A 19,177-nucleotide genomic window follows, 5' to 3' on the forward strand; every position below is an offset into this window, starting at 1 on the left:
CCTATTTTAGTGTTTTCTTATTGTCTGCATCCTGCGTATAAACGTCGATGCCTTCTTCGAGATCGTTATAATATGTAAGCTTTCCATCATCGATAATGACAGCTGAAGTGCAAAACTCGCGAATTTGGTCTAGCTCGTGGCTTACCATGATAACGCCCGCCGTTTCACTTTTTTCTTTAAGAGATTCGCGGGCTTTCTTTCTAAAAAGCGGATCGCCAACAGATGTTGCTTCATCGATAAGGTAAATATCGAAATCAATATTCATACAGCACGCAAAAACAAGTTTCGCACGCATCCCTGAAGAGTAATTTTTGACGGGTAAGTCGAAGCGTTTATCCAATTCAGCAAAAGCTTGTACTCTTGCTTCATAGTCTGGAAGTGACGTTACATTATTGATTCGCCCAATAAAGCGAGTGTTTTCTCGCCCCGTCATTTGAGGGTGAATCCCGGTCTGTAAGGCGACTGGCCACGACATGGATTTATTGGTTAACACGCGCCCTCTGTCAGGGTATTCGCTTTTAGCGAGCATCCTAAACAAGGTAGATTTACCTGCACCATTTTTACCTAAGATGGCCACATTATTTTCAGTTGGAAAATCAAAATTTAGATTTCTGAAAATATATTGTGGCCCCATCTTACTTGGATAACTCTTAGTGAGGTTCTCTATTCTTATCATCGAGATAGCACCTTTTTCCAAGTAATGTGGTACATCGACAAACTCAAAAAGAGTGATGCGATAGTAACTTCAATGAGAAAGCTGAGCGATACGCCTTTTTGTCCGTAGGATTCAAAACAGGCATAGCGTGCTAGTTCATTAAAATGCACGAGAGGATTCCAGGTTAAATAGGGCCAAAATTCATCAGGTAAATCTTGCAGGCTAAAAAATACACATGAGATAAACATAAGCGGCCGGGTAAGCATAGACTTTATTTTATCCACTTCAGGTACAAAAGCTGCTGCAATGGCAAACATAAGACCAATCGAAATTGAAAATACCCAGAGCAATAAAAAGAGGCCTATTAATAGTAGCGGGTCGTGAATAGATACTTCGGTGTCCATGAGATACATCGCTAATATTAATAATGCAACTACAATTACCTTTATTGAGAACTCCAAGAAGCCCGCGGTGATCACTGCAGATATTGGTTGTACTTGCCTAAACGCATAGAGAGGCTTATTGCGCCTTACAGATGTTGAAACAGATTGCAGACACACGGTTAGCGACTGAAGGCCAACCATTCCAATCATCATAAAGATAAAAATTGGAATAGTGTGGATATCTCCGCCGCTAACTAACCCTCTCAAATAGGAGAGTGCGAAAATAAATGCAAACGGTTCAAGAAATGCCCATCCCAGTCCAAATTTATCATTAAATTTACTTTGCAACTCACGCAGAAAAAGCGCGAATATCACGCTTCTCCATGCGTAGAGTTGTTCTTTAAATGTAATCATACTGTCTATCTGTCGATAGCGTTTGCTGCAACGGCGATCTGAAAGATAATTTGCGAGACATCTTTAACCGCTTGCATGATTTTGGTGTCGATTGCAGGAAGCACGATAATCTGGTCGCCAGGCTGAAGCATAGTGTGCTCGTCAGATAAAAATGTACCGCTGACACTTGCAAAAGACACATTGCCGTTCTTATGTATAATAAGAATTCGCTCATCTTCAGCGCGCTCTGTAAAGCCTCCAGCCCATGCAACATAATCCTCTGTCGTCGCATCTGGGTTAAATACAACAGATTGCGGTAGCAGTACTTCCCCGCCTACATGAATGAGATCCGTGATCTCAGGTATAACAATGGTGTCATTTGGTTCAAGCAAAATATTAGCAACGTCACCGTTTTCAGACACAACTACGCGGCCTTGAGGCTCAACCTGTCGCGCTCGCGCGATAAAATCGGCAACAAGCTGTGCTTCTTGTGCTCGAATTGTACCTTCTCCCGTTGAACTTATTGGGGCGGTATACATACTTCTTTCTAAGCGTTGTAACCCTTCTTCAATAATTTCTTTTTGCTTTATCGCAACGCTTTCACGCAAAAGGTAGATATTCTGAGTGTCTGATAGTTTAGTATCAACTTCAATGTGATCGAGTACGTCTATTAATCGTGCGCCCTTATCTACCATTACCTGTGAAGCGCCAGAGAAGGCACCGGCTACGTTTATACGATAAATTTGCGGTTCGTGATCGGCTACATACTCAACAGTGTCGCCTGCTTTTAACGGCAAAGCCGCAAAGTCTTGAATACTCAGGTAGCGAGCAAATTGTTTATTATTACGCACACCTGCAACAGATGCATGTGAGGCGAATTCACCTGGGCGCGCAAAGTAATTTACCACGCTACCATTTAGCTCTTCATTAAGAAATTCAAAGGTAAAGCTGTTGCGCGCACCAGTTTCAACAACGATGGTATTGCCAATCGGATGCACTAAAATGGTGTCGCCATCTTTAAATGACAATTCTGGTAACTTTCCGTTTCTAAAAAACGCGTAAAGGTCGGCCGTTGCTACCACCTCGCCGTTTCTGACAACATCAATTTGACGAAAACTTCCGCGCTGGAAATCAACGCCACCAGCGCGTTTAAGGTAATAAAGTACGCTATCAGACGCCAAGCCAGCGTATTGACCAGGGCGCAAAACGGGGCCAGAAACAAATACTGAAACAGGGGTTGAGGTAAGCAGATTGACATAAATATTTACGTCATTGGTGTAGACTTGTTTGATTCTGCTTGTCACCGTTTGATTTACACTACCTGCTGGTGTATTTGCTACGCTTATTGGCCCGATATTGGGAATAAAAATATTCCCTTGATTGTCTACGGTGACTACATTTGAAAAATTGACCGCACCCCACAAATAAATAGCGATTTTATCACCCGGCGCAACAAGGTAGTTATCGTTTAAGCCAGAGGTTCTCTCAGACTCAAAACCACCGATGAATAGATTAGCCGCAAACGGAGGGTTTTCCATTGGGGCTTGAGCGGGAAATACCGTATCAATAGTAGGCTCGCCAGGCAGACGCATGCCGTTTCTAGGCTGCGTAGAAAATTGGCCCATGGTGCTCTCAACGCCAGTCGCGCCAGGAAGTGTGCGCTGGCTAGAAATATCTAATGGCGATATTGGTCTTGCAGCATTCGATGTTGTGTCGTTTTGCTGTGCACGCTGACGCAACTCTTGCAATTGTTCAATAGACTGCGCGTTTGTTACAAGAGACGTTGTCATGGAAAAAGCGCAAAAAGATAGCAGTAGCGGCGTAATTATTTTTTTCATTGTTAAACTCTCCACGGATTACTTCGCAGCCAAGGGTGATGACTCCACTAATGGTGCAATGACCTTCCATTGACCATTTCGTTGACACGTGGTTAATCGATTTTCAATTTCTGTTTTTTGTATCTCACTGTCCCGTAACATAAAGCGAATACATTTATTACCAGTAGCCGAGATATAGTATTTATAAGCATTGTATTGCTGACCATTAAAAAGTATCTCGAATGATTCTTGGTTATTGAATAATAGATTGGCTTTGGGAATATTAATTGCATGTTCTGAGTCTGGCGTTAATGAGTAAGCCAGAGATGAATGCACCAGTGGAATATCGGCATGCGTCGTTTTGGGGGCGCTTGTACACCCGCTTACGCTGATAGTAAGCACGACTGGAAGAATATAGCGCGTAATTTGTTTTAACATTAGCTTTGATATCCATATAGCAATTTGGCGCTAGGATACCACAAGTTTATGAAAAAGCATGTTTGTAGAAATGTCTGTAAGCGTTTTTGGAGTGACTGTAATACAGTTGCTAGGCTCTTTTTGCGAGTATGAAATGACCACAATGGCTCTAAAAAACAAATTTGTGTTGCGTTGAAGCAGTTATTTTTACATGAGAGGGTGGTGAGCAGCGTAAATGTCTTATATCATAGTACAGTTTTCTATCCACAAACTCATAATAACGAAACCCTCATGATGTTGGATGAAATGGAAGTTGTAAATAAATGGAATCGATAGCATTTTTAAAATCTAAATTATTTAGCTTGCTGCAAACGTTCTGGAATGGAATTAGCGGAGGCTCGAGGTTGTACGTTTTATGTTAGCATATTTGCAGTTTGTACCTCTTTTTACTGCATTTTTTGTGGCTCTCATACTATTAGTTGTGATGACGCCGCTAGCACATCAATTTGGTTTGGTTGATCAGCCCTCTGCGCGAAAACGCCATTCAGGTATAGTCCCGTTGACGGGAGGCGTAGCCATTTTTATGGCAGTGTTGGTGGCAAGTGTTGCCACTGATGTCTGGATGAAAAATGATCCACTCTTTTTTACTGCGTCTGCATTTGTTGTTTTGCTGGGTATGTTAGATGATCGCTTTGACTTAAGTGCAAAGGGACGTCTTATGTGTCAGTTCGGCGTTGCCGCTATAATGGCGTGGAGTGCGCAAAACTATATTACATCATTAGGAAATATCTTTGGCACTGGTGATGTAGTGCTTGGTATCGGCGGGTATTTTTTCACTATCATCTGTGTAGTAGGCGTTATTAACGCGTTCAATATGATTGATGGAATTGATGGTCTAGCCGGCGGAATGAGTTTGGTTATTTTGTTGACGGTTGCTGGCTTTTTGATAGCTACAGGCAATGGCGCGTCGATCATGGAACCACTTATTATAGTCGCCGCTATTGTACCTTTTCTTGCATTTAACTTAAGCTGGAAGGGGTTCAAAGGCAATAAGATATTTATGGGCGATGCGGGCAGTATGTTCGTTGGTCTCACCATTGTTTGGTTGTTGGTTGATCATACACAGAATGAAGCAGCAGCGTTTAGGCCAATTACAGCGGTGTGGCTAGTAGGCCTTCCCTTGATGGATATGGCCGCGATTATGTATCGCAGGGCGAGAAAAGGGCAGTCTATGCTTAAGCCCGATCGTCAGCATTTGCATAATATTTTTATGCGTGCAGGACTCAGCAGCAGAAAGTCACTAGTTGCCATTCTAATGCTGGGGGCGTGCTATTGCCTCATTGGTATTTTAGGTGAGGTATATCAAGTGCCAGAACCCGTAATGTTTTGGGGCTTTATTGGTATGCTCATCGTATATAGCTTAGTTATCCAACACATTTGGAGTGTGTTGCGTTTCGTTAAACGGTTTACCGCATAGCTTCAGCAAAGTCATGGAATCCTCTGTATTTTCTCTGTAACATGCTGTTTTTAAAAAGCGCAGTGTTCTGCGCTTATTGTGTTTTTCCTTAGCATTGTTACTACTTCTAGCCTTGGTGTCTTTATTTGAAAAATCAATTTGCCATTCTCAATAACAATTTTAAATATGAGAAAGTAGAGACCATAGTGGCTATGTCTGTCTATGAGGCAGATAATGCAGAGTGGTTAAATGAGGCCATCGAAAGTATTGAGCACCAAACTTACCGTGATTTCTTGTTTATCATCGTGCTCGATGGCCCAGTTCCTGATTCAATACTGGAGTCAGTGACCGCGGCATCTGCACGCGATGAAAGAATTGTTCTCGTCTCTAGTGAAGAGAATAAGGGCTTGGCTACGGCAATGAATTTTGCCATTGATTTTGGCCTAAAATATCAGCCTTCCTATTTTGCTCGAATGGATGCGGACGATGTCTCTGAAGTAAATCGCCTTTCTCGGCAAGTACACTATTTAAAGCGCCACAATAATATTTCGGTACTCGGTTCAGCATTAACAGAAATTAACGAGCGAGGTAAAAAGGTTGGCGCACGGGTTATGCCTGCATCGCATCGCCAGATTGTCAGAATTCTACCTAGACGTTGTTCACTTAACCACCCAACCGTTGTTGTTCGATATAATGTGTTCACTGATGGGCATCGATATGATGGGCAGCTACGTAACACGCAAGACTACTTCTTATGGATTCGACTGGCTTCTAAAGGTTATGTTTTCAGGAATCTAAAAGACAGATTGCTGAAATTTAGACGAGTCAATAATTTCTATAAACGTCGAGGTCTGAGTAAATCTCTCAATGAATTTAAGGCTCGACTTTACGCCATAAAAGCGCTGAGACAGTACTCCTTTTACAACCTATTCTATGCGTGCGGTGTGTTATCGTTGCGCATAATGCCGGGAAAAGTTGTAAAATTAGCATATAAGGTTGATAGACATTTCTTAGAAAGGTTTGGAAAGCATTGAACGCGGGTATTGTAGTCATTTTGTATCATCCAGATATTGCGCATATCAATCACTTTGTTGGTATGTTCGATACAGCGTTATGGCCAATATTGTTTGTCGACAATTCTCCCACATCTTGTGAAGCGCAAATCAAGGGCAATATAACTTATATACATTGCCCCAACAATGTGGGCATTGCTGAGGCACAGAATATTGGGTTAAGAGCGTTGTTTTCGGCGTCATGCAATTATGCTTTTTTACTCGACCAAGATAGCCTTTTTACGCCTGACGTTGCTTTGACACTTTTTGAACAATTCAAAGACCTAGAAAAAAAAGAGTCTATTGCTGCGCTTGGCCCCTCTATATTCTGTCAGTTTTCAGAGTGTGTTGACCAAGGCGTTCTCCAGAAGGGTAAGGCGTATTCGGCATGTTTGAAAGAAGTAAAACAGATCATCGCCTCTGGAATGTTAATATCTAAGCATGCGTTTAAATGCGTAGGGGAAAAAGAAACAGAACTGTTTATTGATGGTGTTGATCACGAGTGGTGTTGGCGCGCGCGAAGCAAGGGGTTTAAGGTTTTTCAGTCTCAAACTGCGTGTATGCCCCATCGCCAAGGTGATGCACGCGTTAGAGTGATGGGAGTGACCTTTAAGCAAGGCTCGCCAATTCGCCTCTATTATCAGTTTCGCAACGTCCTTACACTGGCAAAAAGAAATTATGTACCGCTTTATTGGAAATGTCGTCATCTTTTAGCAATACCTCTGCGTTACCTTGTTAATAGGTACTGTTTTGAGCAAGGCGATTTACGTGGCACTTACATGCGTAAAGGTCTCCTAGATGGCGTGAAAAAACGCTCAGGCCCAATTGGCTAAGTTGCAATACTAAATGTGGTAAATGAGAGACACTTTACGAAATTTTTACTAGAATCACTTTCACCATTTTAGTGCATTCGCTAGTATTGAGCGCAAAAAAAGTGCTTGTTATGGTAAAAAATTAGCCAAATGCCCTGTTTTAATACAATGGCGTACCAAAATGGTAATTGGAACACCCATTGCATTACCTAAACGAGTAATGATAGATAATTCGAACACGATCTAGAAAATTGGCCACGAAATGTGTCATTGGCGTGTGACTAGGATTTTAAAAAAGGATATTAACTTATGAGTCAGGTTAAAAAAGCGGTCATCCCTGTTGCAGGTTTGGGTACACGAATGCTTCCAGCCACCAAGGCAATTCCAAAAGAGATGCTTCCGGTTGTTGATAAACCATTAATTCAGTATGTCGTTAGTGAATGTGTTGCAGCGGGCGTCAAAGAAATAATTCTGGTTACTCATGCAAGTAAAAACAGTATCGAAAACCACTTTGATACATCATTCGAGTTAGAAGCTACCCTTGAAAAGCGTGTAAAACGTCAGTTGCTAGAAGAAGTGCAATCAATCTGCCCGAAAGGCGTAACGATTATGCAAGTTCGTCAAGGTGTTGCCAACGGTCTTGGCCACGCTATATTGTGTGCTCGTCCAGTTATTGGCGACGCTCCCTTTGCCGTAGTACTTCCAGACGTCATCATTGATGATGCTGCAAGCGATCCTAAAAAGGATAATTTAGCGGATATGGTCGCTAAGTTTAATACGAGCCGCGTAAGTCAGGTAATGGTTGAACAGGTACCACAAGAAGATATTTCAAAGTTTGGTATTGCCGACCTTGACGGCGCATCTATAGCACCTGGTGAATCAGCTAAAATCCATAAAATGGTAGAAAAGCCGCCATTGGATGAGGCTCCGTCTGACTTAGCCGTAGTGGGGCGTTATGTGCTTTCTGAAAAGATTTGGGACTTACTTGAATTCACACCGCCAGGCGCGGGGGGAGAAATTCAGCTAACAGATGCTATTGATGCGCTGATGAAACTTGAACAAGTTGATGCCTATTACATGAAAGGTAAGAGCCATGATTGTGGTAGTAAGCTAGGTTATATGAAAGCAAACGTAGAGTACGCACTTCGTCATCCAGCACTTGCAGATGAATTTAAAGAATACCTTGCTTCTGTTGTTGGCTAGCGCCACTTTAGTTTACAACTCCTATTGAAAATGCGCCTACTTAGGCGCATTTTTTATTTCTACGGTTTTACTTCTACATACTGTTGTATTTTCGACAACATTTTCTCGCCAATTCCTTTTACTTGCGTAAGTTGCGCAACTTCCAGAAAGGGGCCAATCTCTTCTCGATATTTAACAATCGCTTGTGCTTTAGCGCTACCTACGCCAGGCAGAGAGGTTAGCTGCTCAATAGAAGCATTGTTGAGGTCAATTCGCTTGCTCGTCACCTCACTGTATGCAGAAGGGCTGTCATCATCATTGAATACTGCCGCTGTTGCTACAGGTGATTGTATTGTTATTGCTACTAATGCAGCTAAACCAATTAGTCTTTTCTTCATTGTCATTCCTTGTCATGCATTTGTAATGCTGTTGTTCCGTGAAGGGCACGCATTACATCGTAGTAGATTTGCGTACAAAATGTGTACAAGTGAGATGGTACGAAGTTTGAGAGAAAAAGGTAGACCAGTTTTAGTACAGTTTTATCGAGGGTAAAAAAATAGCGAGCACACGCTCGCTATTTTAAATATGAATATCACATGGTTACTGTTAGTTGCAGTAACCAATGATCTTTATAGACGCTCTAGAAGCGCTTCTGTGAATTCTGTAGTACCAGCTTCACCACCAAGATCGCGAGTAGTACGATCACCCGTTTCAATCACATCTTTAAGTGCTGCGCGAATCTTCTCAGCTTTGTCACCCATGTTAAGGTATTCAAGCATTTGCGCAGCAGCAAGTATTACTGATGTAGGGTTTGCAAGGTTCTTACCTGCGATATCTGGTGCAGAGCCGTGTACGGCTTCAAAAATTGCACAATCTTCGCCGATGTTCGCACCAGGTGCCATACCAAGACCACCTACAAGACCTGCACAAAGATCTGAAAGGATATCACCAAATAGGTTGGTAGTTACGATTACGTCGAACTGATGAGGGTTCATAACAAGCTGCATACAGCAGTTATCTACGATCATCTCTGCAGATTCAATATCTGGGTAACGCTCACCAACTTCACGGGCTACTTTTAGGAACAAACCTGAAGTTGATTTAAGGATATTTGCTTTGTGAACAGCGGTTACTTTCTTGCGACCTTCACGGCGAGCAAGCTCATAAGCAAAAGTAACGATCTTTTCTGCGCCGTCACGAGTGATTTTACTCATTGCTTCAGCTTCATTACCGTCTTCAGAAACAACCTGACCAAGACCTGAGTACATGCCTTGCGTGTTTTCGCGAACCGTAATGATATCGATGTCTTCATAACGGGCTTTGGTGCCTTTGAATGACATTACAGGGCGAAGGTTCGCATACAGTTTGAACTGCTTGCGAAGGCTTACGTTGATTGAGGTGAAGCCTTCACCTACTGGCGTAGTTAGAGGACCTTTTAGTGCAACTTTGTTTTTTGCAATAAGGTCTAGCGTTTCTTGTGGTAGAAGCTCACCGTGCTCTTCTAATGCCACTAAACCTGCATCGGCATAATCATAGGCAAAGTCACAGCCAACCTTATCTAGAATTTTTGTGGTTGCATCGATAATGTCCGGGCCAATGCCGTCGCCACGAATGACTGTAATGCGTTGCTGAGTCATGTTGAGGGATCCTCTGATAATTCTGTTGTCAAAATCGTTAGGTTTAAATTGTAGTCTGGCGAGCGAAATGCGCCAAAGTCTGCCTGCTAGCTTATTATAATTGATTTTGTAGGGATGTTGCGTAAAGCAGCGCAAAAGTTGCCGTATTTTATACGATAGTCGGCGCAAGTTATAGCCACTTATCGAGATTTATTCGCATAAACCGTATTTACAAAAATGATGAACAATAAAGGTCGATGTACTTTTTTAAGCGAGCGGGCAGAAAAGTAGCGCCGATTGGGATGTGATTATTGATTGTATGTCTTTTTGACTAAGCGAAAGTTGATTTAAAAGTGTTTTAAACGTGATGTCTTGGCCTAAAGTAAAAATGTTGCCATGAAACAGACTGATTTTTCCAAGTGCAAACGCCAGTTGCATGAGTGCGTGTTCTTTTCTTAATGACGATGGAATCTCTTCATTTTGCTTGTTGCAGTGATGAATAACGGCACGCCATGTGGCACTTTGATGCCAGTTCCCGGCAAGCTCACCTGCACTTGTTATCCAAGGTATCTCACTCTTAACGTGAAAAGCGTGATTAAACGAAAAGGGTTTTTCTGGGTTTACTGGAAGCTTACGCGCTATTTTCAAACCAGGTAGGGTAAAAAGCGGAGAGCACAAAAATGTCATTGTTAGCGCTGCAGATTGAGGGCTGAATTTGGTATTAGTCATACTGGCAAGGGAGCTGGCTATTGCGCAGCAAAGCAATGTGAATTGCTTGCACGTTGACATAAGTGGAAATTGTTTTTGCGTGAGCCTTTCCATTAAAGCAAACTGAATGAGCATGTCGCCAACACGTTCAATGCCATAAGTCATCACGGCCTGTTTTATATTTTTAACCTGTAACTGTAGCCGGTTGTCCTGACTCGCGGTGTGCATTAGAAACAGATTAAAGGATTCAACGTTTTCTATTTTTTCGCACAGTGAGGGAATTTCGCAATCCCGCTTTTGTAACTCATCTATGATAGCGGTAAGTGAAGTAGGCGGAGCTTGAATTGCATATGTGGCTGGTAGAAACCCGTTTCCTCCCTTGTACTGCCTGTTGTCAGAGGTTTGGGAATATAGGGCTACCAAGTGTTCGTAGGGTATAAATAGCGGTTTTGGAAACAACACACGAGTGAAAGGTTGCCATGTGCCATCTATATCATTATCACTTAATGCAATAACAAAAGCGTGATCTTTCTGGATATCAACAACCACGCCAGCCTTGCCGCCAACGAACACTTTCGCTCCAGGAACGGCGCGTGTAAAAAGCGTAGCGAGATTCGATACGAGTATTCGTTGTAATGGAGCAATATTACGGACGACAATTTCAAATGTCGTACTGGCACTGGAATTGGAACTCCTTGTTGCGCACAATCGTGAAATTACACTCAAACGTTGCGCTTGCGTTAACCGCAAGTCAGCCAAGATACGACGTAAACTAGCACTATTAGCAAATGCTTTCCGCAATCGAATGATATCGCGCCAGACAAACAATTGGCGCTTGGTTAAAAAGCTAATAAGTGCTTTGCGTTCCTCGTGCACGTTATTCGTAGTGATCCAGTGCGTTGCAAGTAGTGCGGCAATAATGTGTTGAAGGTAGTGCTCGTTAAACTGATTTAATTTTCCAAATAACGCAAGCAATAACACATGCCGTGAAATTTCACTCATCGGTGTTTCAATATGAATGATAGGTACAACAATAGCGGGATCACTATTAACGATTGTTAAAATCCGTTTCGCATTCTTGAGCCAGTGATTAACACACTGGTCTATTGGCGTTGAATGTTTGGGAGGGTGTACAAGACGCGAAAGGGCGGAAATGATATTGTTCACTTCCATTTAAACTCAACTATTTTGATAGCTTGAGTAGGCCCCTTCACCCCACGCTATGAGCTTATCATTCTCAAATAAAAGCGGTGTGCATTCGTCTTGGGTGGTTAATCCGTCTGCTCTAACGTGTTGGGTTCTAAAGAACATAACTTGAATAACGGTCGCGCCTTGTTGTTTCGCTTCCGTAATATCTGGCGTACCAAGCAGAGCGAGCACCTCTTCACGGGTGCTACCGAGTTTTAGCTTAGTAATTTGAACACGGTTGTATTCTTCACGGTCTTTCCAGTCCATATTTTCTGGTTTGTCTGGATAAAATGCGATGACCATAAAAACAAACACCGCATACAATGCAATGCCAGCCAAAATTAAACGAATAACTTTGCTATTCATAACCGTTACTTCTCGTGTTCTTAACGCTATGTAGAGGCGCGTTTTTAGCCCATATAGTCGTTAAAACCCTATGAGCGTATAAAAATATAAGATAACAAATACAGGCAGATCGTTACTGTAGGCACACTGCATTGCAAATTCGGTAACAATCTAACAGTTAGTGTAACCTAAATTTGTCTGTAAACATAAGTGCCAAACGTAAGCAAATGCGTCGTGTTATGCTAAAAATGTAAAAAATTGCTTATGCTTCTTTAACCACGTAGCAGGGTTTGTAAGCAGAGCCTGGTAATTTCATTCGGTGTTGAGCGACAAACGATTCAAGCAAAGTATCTACTTTCTGCATTAACATTGCATCACCCGTAATCTCAAAAGGCCCGCGTTCTTTAATCTGTTTTATACCCTCTGCTTTAACGTTACCCGCGACTATACCCGAAAACACTTTTCGTAAATTTGCTGCTAAATCACTTTTACTTTGATCGTGGTTAAGTTGAAGTGCAGCCATACTTTCGTGTGTTGGCACAAAGGGCTGTTGAAAATCGGTTTCAATTTTGAGTGACCAGTTGAAACTGAAAGCATCGCCCATAGCCCCCCTAAATTTTTTCACTTTTTCTAAACCTGTGCACAGTATTCTTGCTACTTCTTCAGGATCATCCACAACAATTTGATACTTATCTTGGGCTTCGCTACCTAGTGTTTCACCGATAAAAGTATCGATTGCCTCGAAGTAGCCTTCACTGCCAGCGGGTCCCGTCAGTACTACTGGAAAGGGCTGTTGTGCGTTGCGCTCATTCATTAAAATTCCCAAAAGGTACAGTAGTTCCTCTGCCGTACCTACACCACCAGGAAATACGATAATACCGTGTCCCAAGCGAACAAATGCTTCAAGACGTTTTTCAATATCCGGCATGATGATAAGTTCGTTTACAATAGCATTAGGTGGCTCAGCTGCAATAATACTTGGTTCTGATATGCCAATATAGCGACCTGATTTATGTCTTTGTTTGGCATGACCTATAGTGGCACCTTTCATTGGCCCTTTCATGGCACCAGGGCCGCATCCGGTACAAATATGCATGTCGCGCAAGCCCAGTTGGTAGCCCACTTCTTTTGTGTACTTATATTCAACCTGATTGATTGAGTGGCCGCCCCAACATACGATGGTATTTACTCCATCGTTGCCTTCAAGTGCCTGTGCGTGGCGTAACATGTCAAATACCATATCGGTAATTTCAGAACTGTCGGCTGGGTGAGCTTGATGCAGAAACGCATATTTGTTGCCCATATAAAGCAAGTCACGAAGAACCGCAAACAAGTGTTCATGTACACCTCTGACCAACTTATCGTCAACGAAAGCAACTTCTGGCGGGTTCACAAGTTCAATCTTAACGCCTCGCTCTCTTCGAATCAGTCTGATATCGAAATTTTCATATGGTGCAAACAGGGTTTCGTAATTGTCTTCATCAACACCACTGTTGAGTACCGCTAAACTACAATTCCTGAACATAGAGAAAAGTTCACTATTGGTCGTGTCTTGCAATTTAGCGACTTCAACTTGAGAGAGCTGGCTCATTGAGCCAACAGGGTTAAGCTGCACTTTTTTCATACATCTGCGTCCTATTGCGCAGTACTTAAGTCCGTCACTACGCGATTACGGCCATCTCGTTTGGCTTGATAGAGATACTCGTCTGCGCGCTCAAAAACGGATTCAGTACTGTCATTTGTATTGAAACACGTAGCGCCGAAAGAGGCGGTTATCTTGACTTTTTCCTGCTTAAACTTGAAAGGCATTGAAGCGAGTTTATTGCGTAACGCGTTGAGTTTATCTTCTACCATTTCAATGGTGGTATCTGGGAAGAGCATAACAAACTCTTCTCCGCCCCAGCGTGCAATAAACTCTGGGCGTTTTAAATGCTGTTTTAAAAATTTACTCACTACTTGAAGTGTTTTGTCACCAGCAGCATGACCAAATCTATCGTTAACTGACTTAAAGTGATCAATATCGACAACCGCAACCGCCAGGGGTTTACCGGATTCTTTATATTGCGCAAAGGCCTCATCTAACTTCTCATTGTACGCTTGTCTATTTGGTAAACGTGTAAGTGAATCGGTGCGACTTTGCATTACTTGTTCAGCAAGTTTTTTCTTGTATACACTTGTTTGCTGTTGCAGCGTATTTATCTTTTCCTGCATAGAAGAAAGCAACGCCATCAAAGCCTCTTGGCCTTGTTCATCGTTGTTTTGTTGTTCACTAAGTGTGTTAACAAGGTTCTGCACACAAAATTGAGTTTGTTCTTTAAGCGTCTCTAACGAATCGCTTACTGAGACGGCTTCTTCAATACTATCTATATGAGACTTTAGTTGCTCATTACCCGCTTTGCGCTGTTCGAACTGGCTTTGGCTGCCCTTTATACTCTCACCAACTTCATTATTAATCTGACCCAGTGAGTTATGTAGGCTCTGAATCACTTTTCCGGTGAAACTGGCCTCTGACATAGCGTCCTGCACAATCATACGTAAAATAACAACGCAACTTTTCAGTAACTGATCTTCGTCCATGCCTTGTTCTAGTCGCTGCTTGATATCCATAAGTTGTTTATCATTAGGCTTTTTTTGTGCATACGACGCTATCAATTGATTCAGTTCAACCAATATAGAGCGGTAGTGTGGGTTTTCATTTTGTGTAGAACTACTCGTTCCCGGGTCTGGCGTTATTTCTTTTTCAGAATGTTTTAGGCCGACAATTTTCTTGTTTAGTGCAATGCGGTGAAGTGCTATAGCCTTTGCGAAAAGTTTATAAATTCCAAAAATATCGTTATGTGGTTGATTTAACTTAATAAGCTCATTGGTGGTAAGGGTCTTTAGCTCTTCATCTTCAAAAACAATCTTCTGCAATTGCTTCATTGCGTCTTCAAGTGAAGAGAGCGTTTCGACACTGTATTTTCTAAGCGTTACTTCTTGATGTTGAAGCGCTTTATTTAGCTTATCAATACTAACTGCAGCAAGGCTGAAGTTAGGGGTGCCAGAAAGGTGGCCGCGCAACGTCCGTAGTTCGTCATCAAGTTTGTCGGAGAAACCTTCATAAAACGCTGAGAGCCTCACAATAAATTGGCAAAGAAGCGCGTTATTTTGTTTTAGAGCCTGTAGTTGTTTTGCTTCCATTATTTTCGTCTTTATAATTTAGCTTAGCCTGAAACGAGTAACTAGTGCTGCAAGTTAACAACTCACAAGCTACTGGCGTGCTTGACGGTAATTCCCATAAGGCGCTTCAAAATTAGAACGGAAAGGATTGATATCCAAACCGCCTCTTCGTGTATAACGTGCGCACACTGTTAACTTTTCTGGGGCACAGTGTTGCATAATGTCATTATATATACGCTCAACACATTGTTCGTGGAACTCATTATGTTGGCGAAAACTAATCAAGTATTTCAGTAAACCTTCTCGATTAATTTTATTGCCTTCATATCTTATTTGAATACTAGCCCAATCTGGCTGACTTGTGATCAAACAATTTGATTTAAGTAGATGAGATACAAGCGTTTCACTAACAATCTCAGTTGAAGGTGATAACGATAAATACTGTGTATTGGGCGAATAGTCAGTAATTTCTATATCCAAATCATCCAACAGTTCTCCTGCAAACTCCCTAAACTCCAGTTGCCCAAATGCACTAGGCAAAGTAAGCGTTACTTCCACGGGTTCGCCGGCGCAAGCAGAAAGGTCTTTGGTTAACGTCGCTTTTACGTCATCTGCAGAGTTAAATTTAGTTTGATTGAAACTGTTTAAGTACAGTTTAAATGATTTAGACTCTATGAGGTTTTCAGACGAAATCGGAACATTACACTCAAGGATAGCAACATGAGGCTTACCCTTCGCGTTTAGCCAAGAAAGCTCATAGCCAGTCCAAGTGTCAACACCAGTGAAAGGTAGCGATTCACCAAGGCTTAATGTATCGCGACTTAAGCTTCTTGGTACGCCTTGTAGCAAGCCGGGGTTGTACTCGTATTCGTACTCAACTTGTTTTCCTAACGAAAGATCATCAGGTGCTTGAATTGAAATTTTCTCGAATGTGTTATCCGTTGACATACTAACCTTTATAAACATCATTGGTATGGGCTTCACGTTTTGCAAAACCAAAGTTACCAAAACGAAACTGATATTGAAGAACGTACTACGTACTATAGGTATAGTGTACCCCAAAATAGCATGAGCGTGTTGACCTTTGCGGTACACGGTTCGCATATTTCATGCGAGTTTCAGGCAATAAACAAGGTACGTGGTTTGGTTATTCCAAATAAGCGCCGAGTGAAGTAGTATGACGCTCGCTTGGGTAAACCTTGCAAGCAGCTGCAAAAACGTAGCGCAAAGGTCAGCGCGTTCTATGGTAACTTCACAATGACACTAACTATAACTGAACAATTAGATAATTTTGTATCATCTTATGTCGAGCTCGGTGAGCCGGACAAACTTGTTATACCTTACGATGAAGAGTGGCCTTCAGAATGTTACGTTGAAAATGAGCCTGGTATGGCGAGTAATCAAGGCAATAGCAAAGAAATAGGCATGGTTGCATGGAGGCCAGTGCGTCAAACTGAGACACTTTCTTTTAGCAATGTTGAAGACGCAATGTCGCTTACTCTCGACCCGCAATACTGTGTGTTTTTCACTCGCTACTTTAGTGACAGTTTAAAAGCAACCGCTCCACAAGGTGAATGCGAACTTCTTCAAGTGTGGAATAAAGATGATTTTGAGCGACTGCAGCAAAACCTCATCGGTCATTTATTGATGAAGCAACGTCTTAATCAAGCGCCAACTTTGTTTTTCGGATTAACAGACGAAGAAGATTTCATTTTGACAGTTGTTAATGAGACGGGGGAAGTTGCTCTTGAACAGGTTGGTAAACCTGCACAAAAGATTCTTGCGCCGTCACTTGCTCATTTTATCGCTGACTTGAGCCCGAGGCTCTAAACAGCAGAAATTATTTTGGTTTGTTAAGCAATGCTGAAAGGGATTGCTTCAACGCTGCCACTTCTTGTTCCAGAATTATCACGCGCCTTTCTAACGCCGACTCGTGCGTTTCTTTATTCTTAGTCGGGACGTGCTGTGAACCTAGTTCACTTTTCTTCGACGCATTAAAGCGTTTAATCGCCTCAATAGCATCTGTAACAGAAGCCTTAAAGGGGGCTTTCGAGCGAAGCATTCCTACTGAAGGCGTTTTACCCTCACTATGCATTTTTTGGCAGATGATAATAAGCTGTTGAATGTTGTCCATAAAATTCGCAATGAGAAGTACGTAATGACTAGTGTAAACGGGTATTGCGGTCAATTTAACTAAAATTTTGTCATATTCACCAATTTTCTTGACGAAATATGTGTTGCTTATTTGAATAATTTAATTAAATCAATGTGTTATATTTTGGCGCCATTCTTGATTGTATCTGGTTACGAATCTAACTCAAAAGAACGCATCAAAAGCTCGATAATCAGTAGTATTCAGTTACCGTTCATTCGAGCTTCAGTAAATTTAAAAAAGTAAAATGTTTCAACAAGGAAAACACATGAAAACGCTTCTTATTTCAGCTGCTTTGGCTTCTTCAGTACTTCTTTCTGGTTGTGTGGTATCTGTCGGTGGTGGTTCAGACAGCCACTATGGTGCAGATTGGGAAGATAGAGAGTTCAATAACCGCAAACATATTGCTAATTTGGAGACCGGCACAGCATATGAAAGTGTTTTGCGCAAAATGGGTGTAGCTGACTTTAACGAATTATTTGAAAAGCAAGATGGTACATACCGCGTGCTTTATTATCGTACACAAAAAACAATGGGCGATGGCATCACAACCAAAGATGAGTGCACACCGCTGGTATTCAAAAATGGTAGTCTGATTGGTTGGGGAGATAGTGCATACAGTCTCATGCACTAATACCGATTAATGATATTGACCTTTGAGAGAGTGCCCTATTGCTTGTTCTAGGGCCTTTAGCGCGAAGGTCAATATCTTATTCTAGTTTTATTTCTTCCTTTCTTTTTCTTTCCTTTCTAGCTTTGGTTCTTCGTATTTACCCTTGATGTTAACAAAAAGTTAACATTTTTTGTTTTTTAGCGTAGGCTAAAGTTTAATCAAGGGCGCTGTTTGCTTGTGTGAACTATACTCATCGCCTATTAAGTAAGTAAAAATGGTGTGTCGTATCATTTTGCTCAACCTGTAATGCTTGCCGGACAGTGAGGAACTCTTCATGACAACAAACGCTTCTACAAATGCAATAGCACCTATTCATGAGAGCGTTAAAGCGGTCTATCTGTGTGTGGATGATCTGAAAGTCGCGGCATCGATTTTGTATAATGCCTATGTTGACGACCCACTTTTTGTTGAGATCTTTCAAGCAGAAAAAGAAGGGTACGAAAGTCGACTTCGCTCAGCTATTCGCGAAGAATTAAATGCCTTTTGGGTAGCAGAACAACCCATGATTGGATTATTTGATGATGACCGTTTAATAGCCTTGGCGTGCCTTACCTCACCCGATGCTGCTTTTGGCTCTGGCCGTTACTGGCATTGGCGACTAAGAATGCTATTAACTGCCGGTTTGTTTGGTACTAAGCAAATGCTTCAAAAAGAAGAAAAAGTACGCGCATTGGTACCAGCAGACAACTTTCACATGCTGAGCTTTATTGCGGTCCACCCAGATTATCAAGATCATGGTTTAGGTCATATTTTGCTTGGCGCAATCGACAGCGTTGTTGACGAAGATAATAAGAGTGAGGGGGTGGCGGTATTTGTCACAGTACCTAAGCATCGCTCTTTCTTTGGTGACGATAATTACAGCGTAGTGGGAAATCTGACGCTTTCTCATGTTAATGGTGAAGTCATGTTTAGAGCGCAAAGAAAGTCATCTCATTAACAGAATTTTCGTTCGCTTTTTGTACTTTCGGTCTCAGAAAAGTATGTTGGTGAGCGACCAACACTTTTCTGTATTCATCCCTTTCTCCCTAACGTCCCATTCGTTTGTAAGACATTTCCTACAAAATATGTGAGTGATCTTACCTTTTTTTTGAAGTTTAAAATTATACTAAAGTATAAAGTAGTTGATTTTTATCGTTTTTTTATTCATTAGCCGAAAGTAGAAGAAAATA

Annotated in this window: 19 protein-coding genes; 7 read left to right on the plus strand and 12 right to left on the minus strand. The window is 41.8% G+C overall.

Translation table 11 applies throughout. The annotated features are described in order from the left end of the window. Position 1: 1 nt before the first annotated feature. The 4 genes from OZ660_RS04695 to OZ660_RS04710 all read right to left on the minus strand — a co-directional run bounded on the left by OZ660_RS04695 (position 2) and on the right by OZ660_RS04710 (position 3,686). Positions 2–676: an ABC transporter ATP-binding protein gene (locus OZ660_RS04695; RefSeq protein WP_274742744.1), complete on the minus strand. Its 675-nt coding sequence runs from the start codon at positions 674–676 to the stop codon at positions 2–4. Continuing rightward, positions 673–1,452 (minus strand): ABC transporter permease, encoded by a 780-nt coding sequence (locus OZ660_RS04700; RefSeq protein ID WP_274742745.1) that lies wholly within the window; start codon positions 1,450–1,452, stop codon positions 673–675. Before OZ660_RS04700 ends, OZ660_RS04695 begins: the two co-directional genes overlap by 4 nt. Positions 1,453–1,457: 5 nt before the next feature. Next, positions 1,458–3,221 carry a polysaccharide biosynthesis/export family protein gene (locus OZ660_RS04705; protein WP_446698966.1) on the minus strand — a complete coding sequence of 588 codons (1,764 nt, stop codon included), beginning with the start codon at positions 3,219–3,221 and terminating at the stop codon, positions 1,458–1,460. A gap of 66 nt (positions 3,222–3,287) precedes the next feature. Then, positions 3,288–3,686 carry a hypothetical protein gene (locus tag OZ660_RS04710; protein WP_274742747.1) on the minus strand — a complete coding sequence of 133 codons (399 nt, stop codon included), beginning with the start codon at positions 3,684–3,686 and terminating at the stop codon, positions 3,288–3,290. Positions 3,687–4,080: 394 nt separating this feature from the next. On the opposite strand from OZ660_RS04710, the gene wecA reads away from it, so the two are divergent. The 4 genes from wecA to galU all read left to right on the plus strand — a co-directional run bounded on the left by wecA (position 4,081) and on the right by galU (position 8,188). After that, entirely contained in the window at positions 4,081–5,142 is a 1,062-nt protein-coding gene (gene wecA, locus OZ660_RS04715) for a UDP-N-acetylglucosamine--undecaprenyl-phosphate N-acetylglucosaminephosphotransferase (protein ID WP_159623695.1), read from the plus strand. 125 nt (positions 5,143–5,267) lie between these two features. After that, positions 5,268–6,155 (plus strand): glycosyltransferase, encoded by an 888-nt coding sequence (locus OZ660_RS04720; protein WP_202264065.1) that lies wholly within the window; start codon positions 5,268–5,270, stop codon positions 6,153–6,155. Beyond that, positions 6,152–7,006, plus strand: a complete 855-nt coding sequence (locus tag OZ660_RS04725) for a glycosyltransferase family 2 protein (protein WP_274742748.1) — start codon at positions 6,152–6,154, stop codon at positions 7,004–7,006. The genes OZ660_RS04720 and OZ660_RS04725 overlap by 4 nt, the downstream gene beginning before the upstream one ends. 288 nt (positions 7,007–7,294) lie before the next feature. After that, on the plus strand, positions 7,295–8,188 hold the full coding sequence (gene galU, locus OZ660_RS04730) for a UTP--glucose-1-phosphate uridylyltransferase GalU (protein ID WP_226432342.1): 894 nt from the start codon (positions 7,295–7,297) through the stop codon (positions 8,186–8,188). Between the two features lie 59 nt (positions 8,189–8,247). Here galU and OZ660_RS04735 read toward each other — a convergent pair whose 3' ends face one another. From OZ660_RS04735 to queF, 7 genes are all read right to left on the minus strand, one after another. Then, a complete protein-coding gene (locus OZ660_RS04735) occupies positions 8,248–8,565 on the minus strand; it encodes a ComEA family DNA-binding protein (protein WP_274742749.1) in 318 nt (105 codons plus the stop codon). Positions 8,566–8,796: 231 nt separating this feature from the next. Continuing rightward, on the minus strand, positions 8,797–9,804 hold the full coding sequence (locus OZ660_RS04740) for an isocitrate dehydrogenase (RefSeq protein WP_159623685.1): 1,008 nt from the start codon (positions 9,802–9,804) through the stop codon (positions 8,797–8,799). A gap of 246 nt (positions 9,805–10,050) precedes the next feature. After that, positions 10,051–11,664, minus strand: coding sequence for a histidine kinase (locus OZ660_RS04745; RefSeq protein ID WP_274742750.1), 1,614 nt, complete (start codon positions 11,662–11,664; stop codon positions 10,051–10,053). Positions 11,665–11,670: 6 nt separating this feature from the next. Further along, on the minus strand, positions 11,671–12,045 hold the full coding sequence (locus tag OZ660_RS04750) for a DUF3192 domain-containing protein (RefSeq protein ID WP_159623683.1): 375 nt from the start codon (positions 12,043–12,045) through the stop codon (positions 11,671–11,673). 241 nt (positions 12,046–12,286) lie between these two features. Continuing rightward, positions 12,287–13,648 (minus strand): nucleotide 5'-monophosphate nucleosidase PpnN, encoded by a 1,362-nt coding sequence (gene ppnN / locus OZ660_RS04755; RefSeq protein WP_274742751.1) that lies wholly within the window; start codon positions 13,646–13,648, stop codon positions 12,287–12,289. 11 nt (positions 13,649–13,659) lie between these two features. Beyond that, positions 13,660–15,204 (minus strand): GGDEF domain-containing protein, encoded by a 1,545-nt coding sequence (locus OZ660_RS04760; RefSeq protein ID WP_274742752.1) that lies wholly within the window; start codon positions 15,202–15,204, stop codon positions 13,660–13,662. A 69-nt stretch (positions 15,205–15,273) separates the two neighbouring features. After that, entirely contained in the window at positions 15,274–16,131 is an 858-nt protein-coding gene (queF, locus tag OZ660_RS04765; protein ID WP_274742753.1) for an NADPH-dependent 7-cyano-7-deazaguanine reductase QueF, read from the minus strand. A 309-nt stretch (positions 16,132–16,440) separates the two neighbouring features. Between queF and syd the strand changes: the two genes are divergently transcribed. Continuing rightward, the gene (gene syd, locus OZ660_RS04770; protein ID WP_274742754.1) at positions 16,441–17,013 is read left to right on the plus strand and encodes a SecY-interacting protein; all 573 of its coding nucleotides are present in this window, start codon (positions 16,441–16,443) and stop codon (positions 17,011–17,013) included. Between the two features lie 10 nt (positions 17,014–17,023). Here syd and OZ660_RS04775 read toward each other — a convergent pair whose 3' ends face one another. Further along, on the minus strand, positions 17,024–17,317 hold the full coding sequence (locus OZ660_RS04775) for a hypothetical protein (RefSeq protein ID WP_274742755.1): 294 nt from the start codon (positions 17,315–17,317) through the stop codon (positions 17,024–17,026). A gap of 286 nt (positions 17,318–17,603) precedes the next feature. Between OZ660_RS04775 and OZ660_RS04780 the strand changes: the two genes are divergently transcribed. Together OZ660_RS04780 and OZ660_RS04785 are read left to right on the plus strand one after the other, a co-directional pair. After that, positions 17,604–17,969, plus strand: coding sequence for a DUF3192 domain-containing protein (locus tag OZ660_RS04780; protein ID WP_159623674.1), 366 nt, complete (start codon positions 17,604–17,606; stop codon positions 17,967–17,969). Between the two features lie 313 nt (positions 17,970–18,282). After that, positions 18,283–18,945, plus strand: coding sequence for a GNAT family N-acetyltransferase (locus OZ660_RS04785; protein ID WP_202264074.1), 663 nt, complete (start codon positions 18,283–18,285; stop codon positions 18,943–18,945). The last annotated feature ends 232 nt before the right edge of the window (positions 18,946–19,177 follow it).

Origin of the sequence: Alteromonas sp. 009811495 (genome assembly GCF_028865455.1) — a bacterium.
Classification (GTDB): domain Bacteria; phylum Pseudomonadota; class Gammaproteobacteria; order Enterobacterales; family Alteromonadaceae; genus Alteromonas.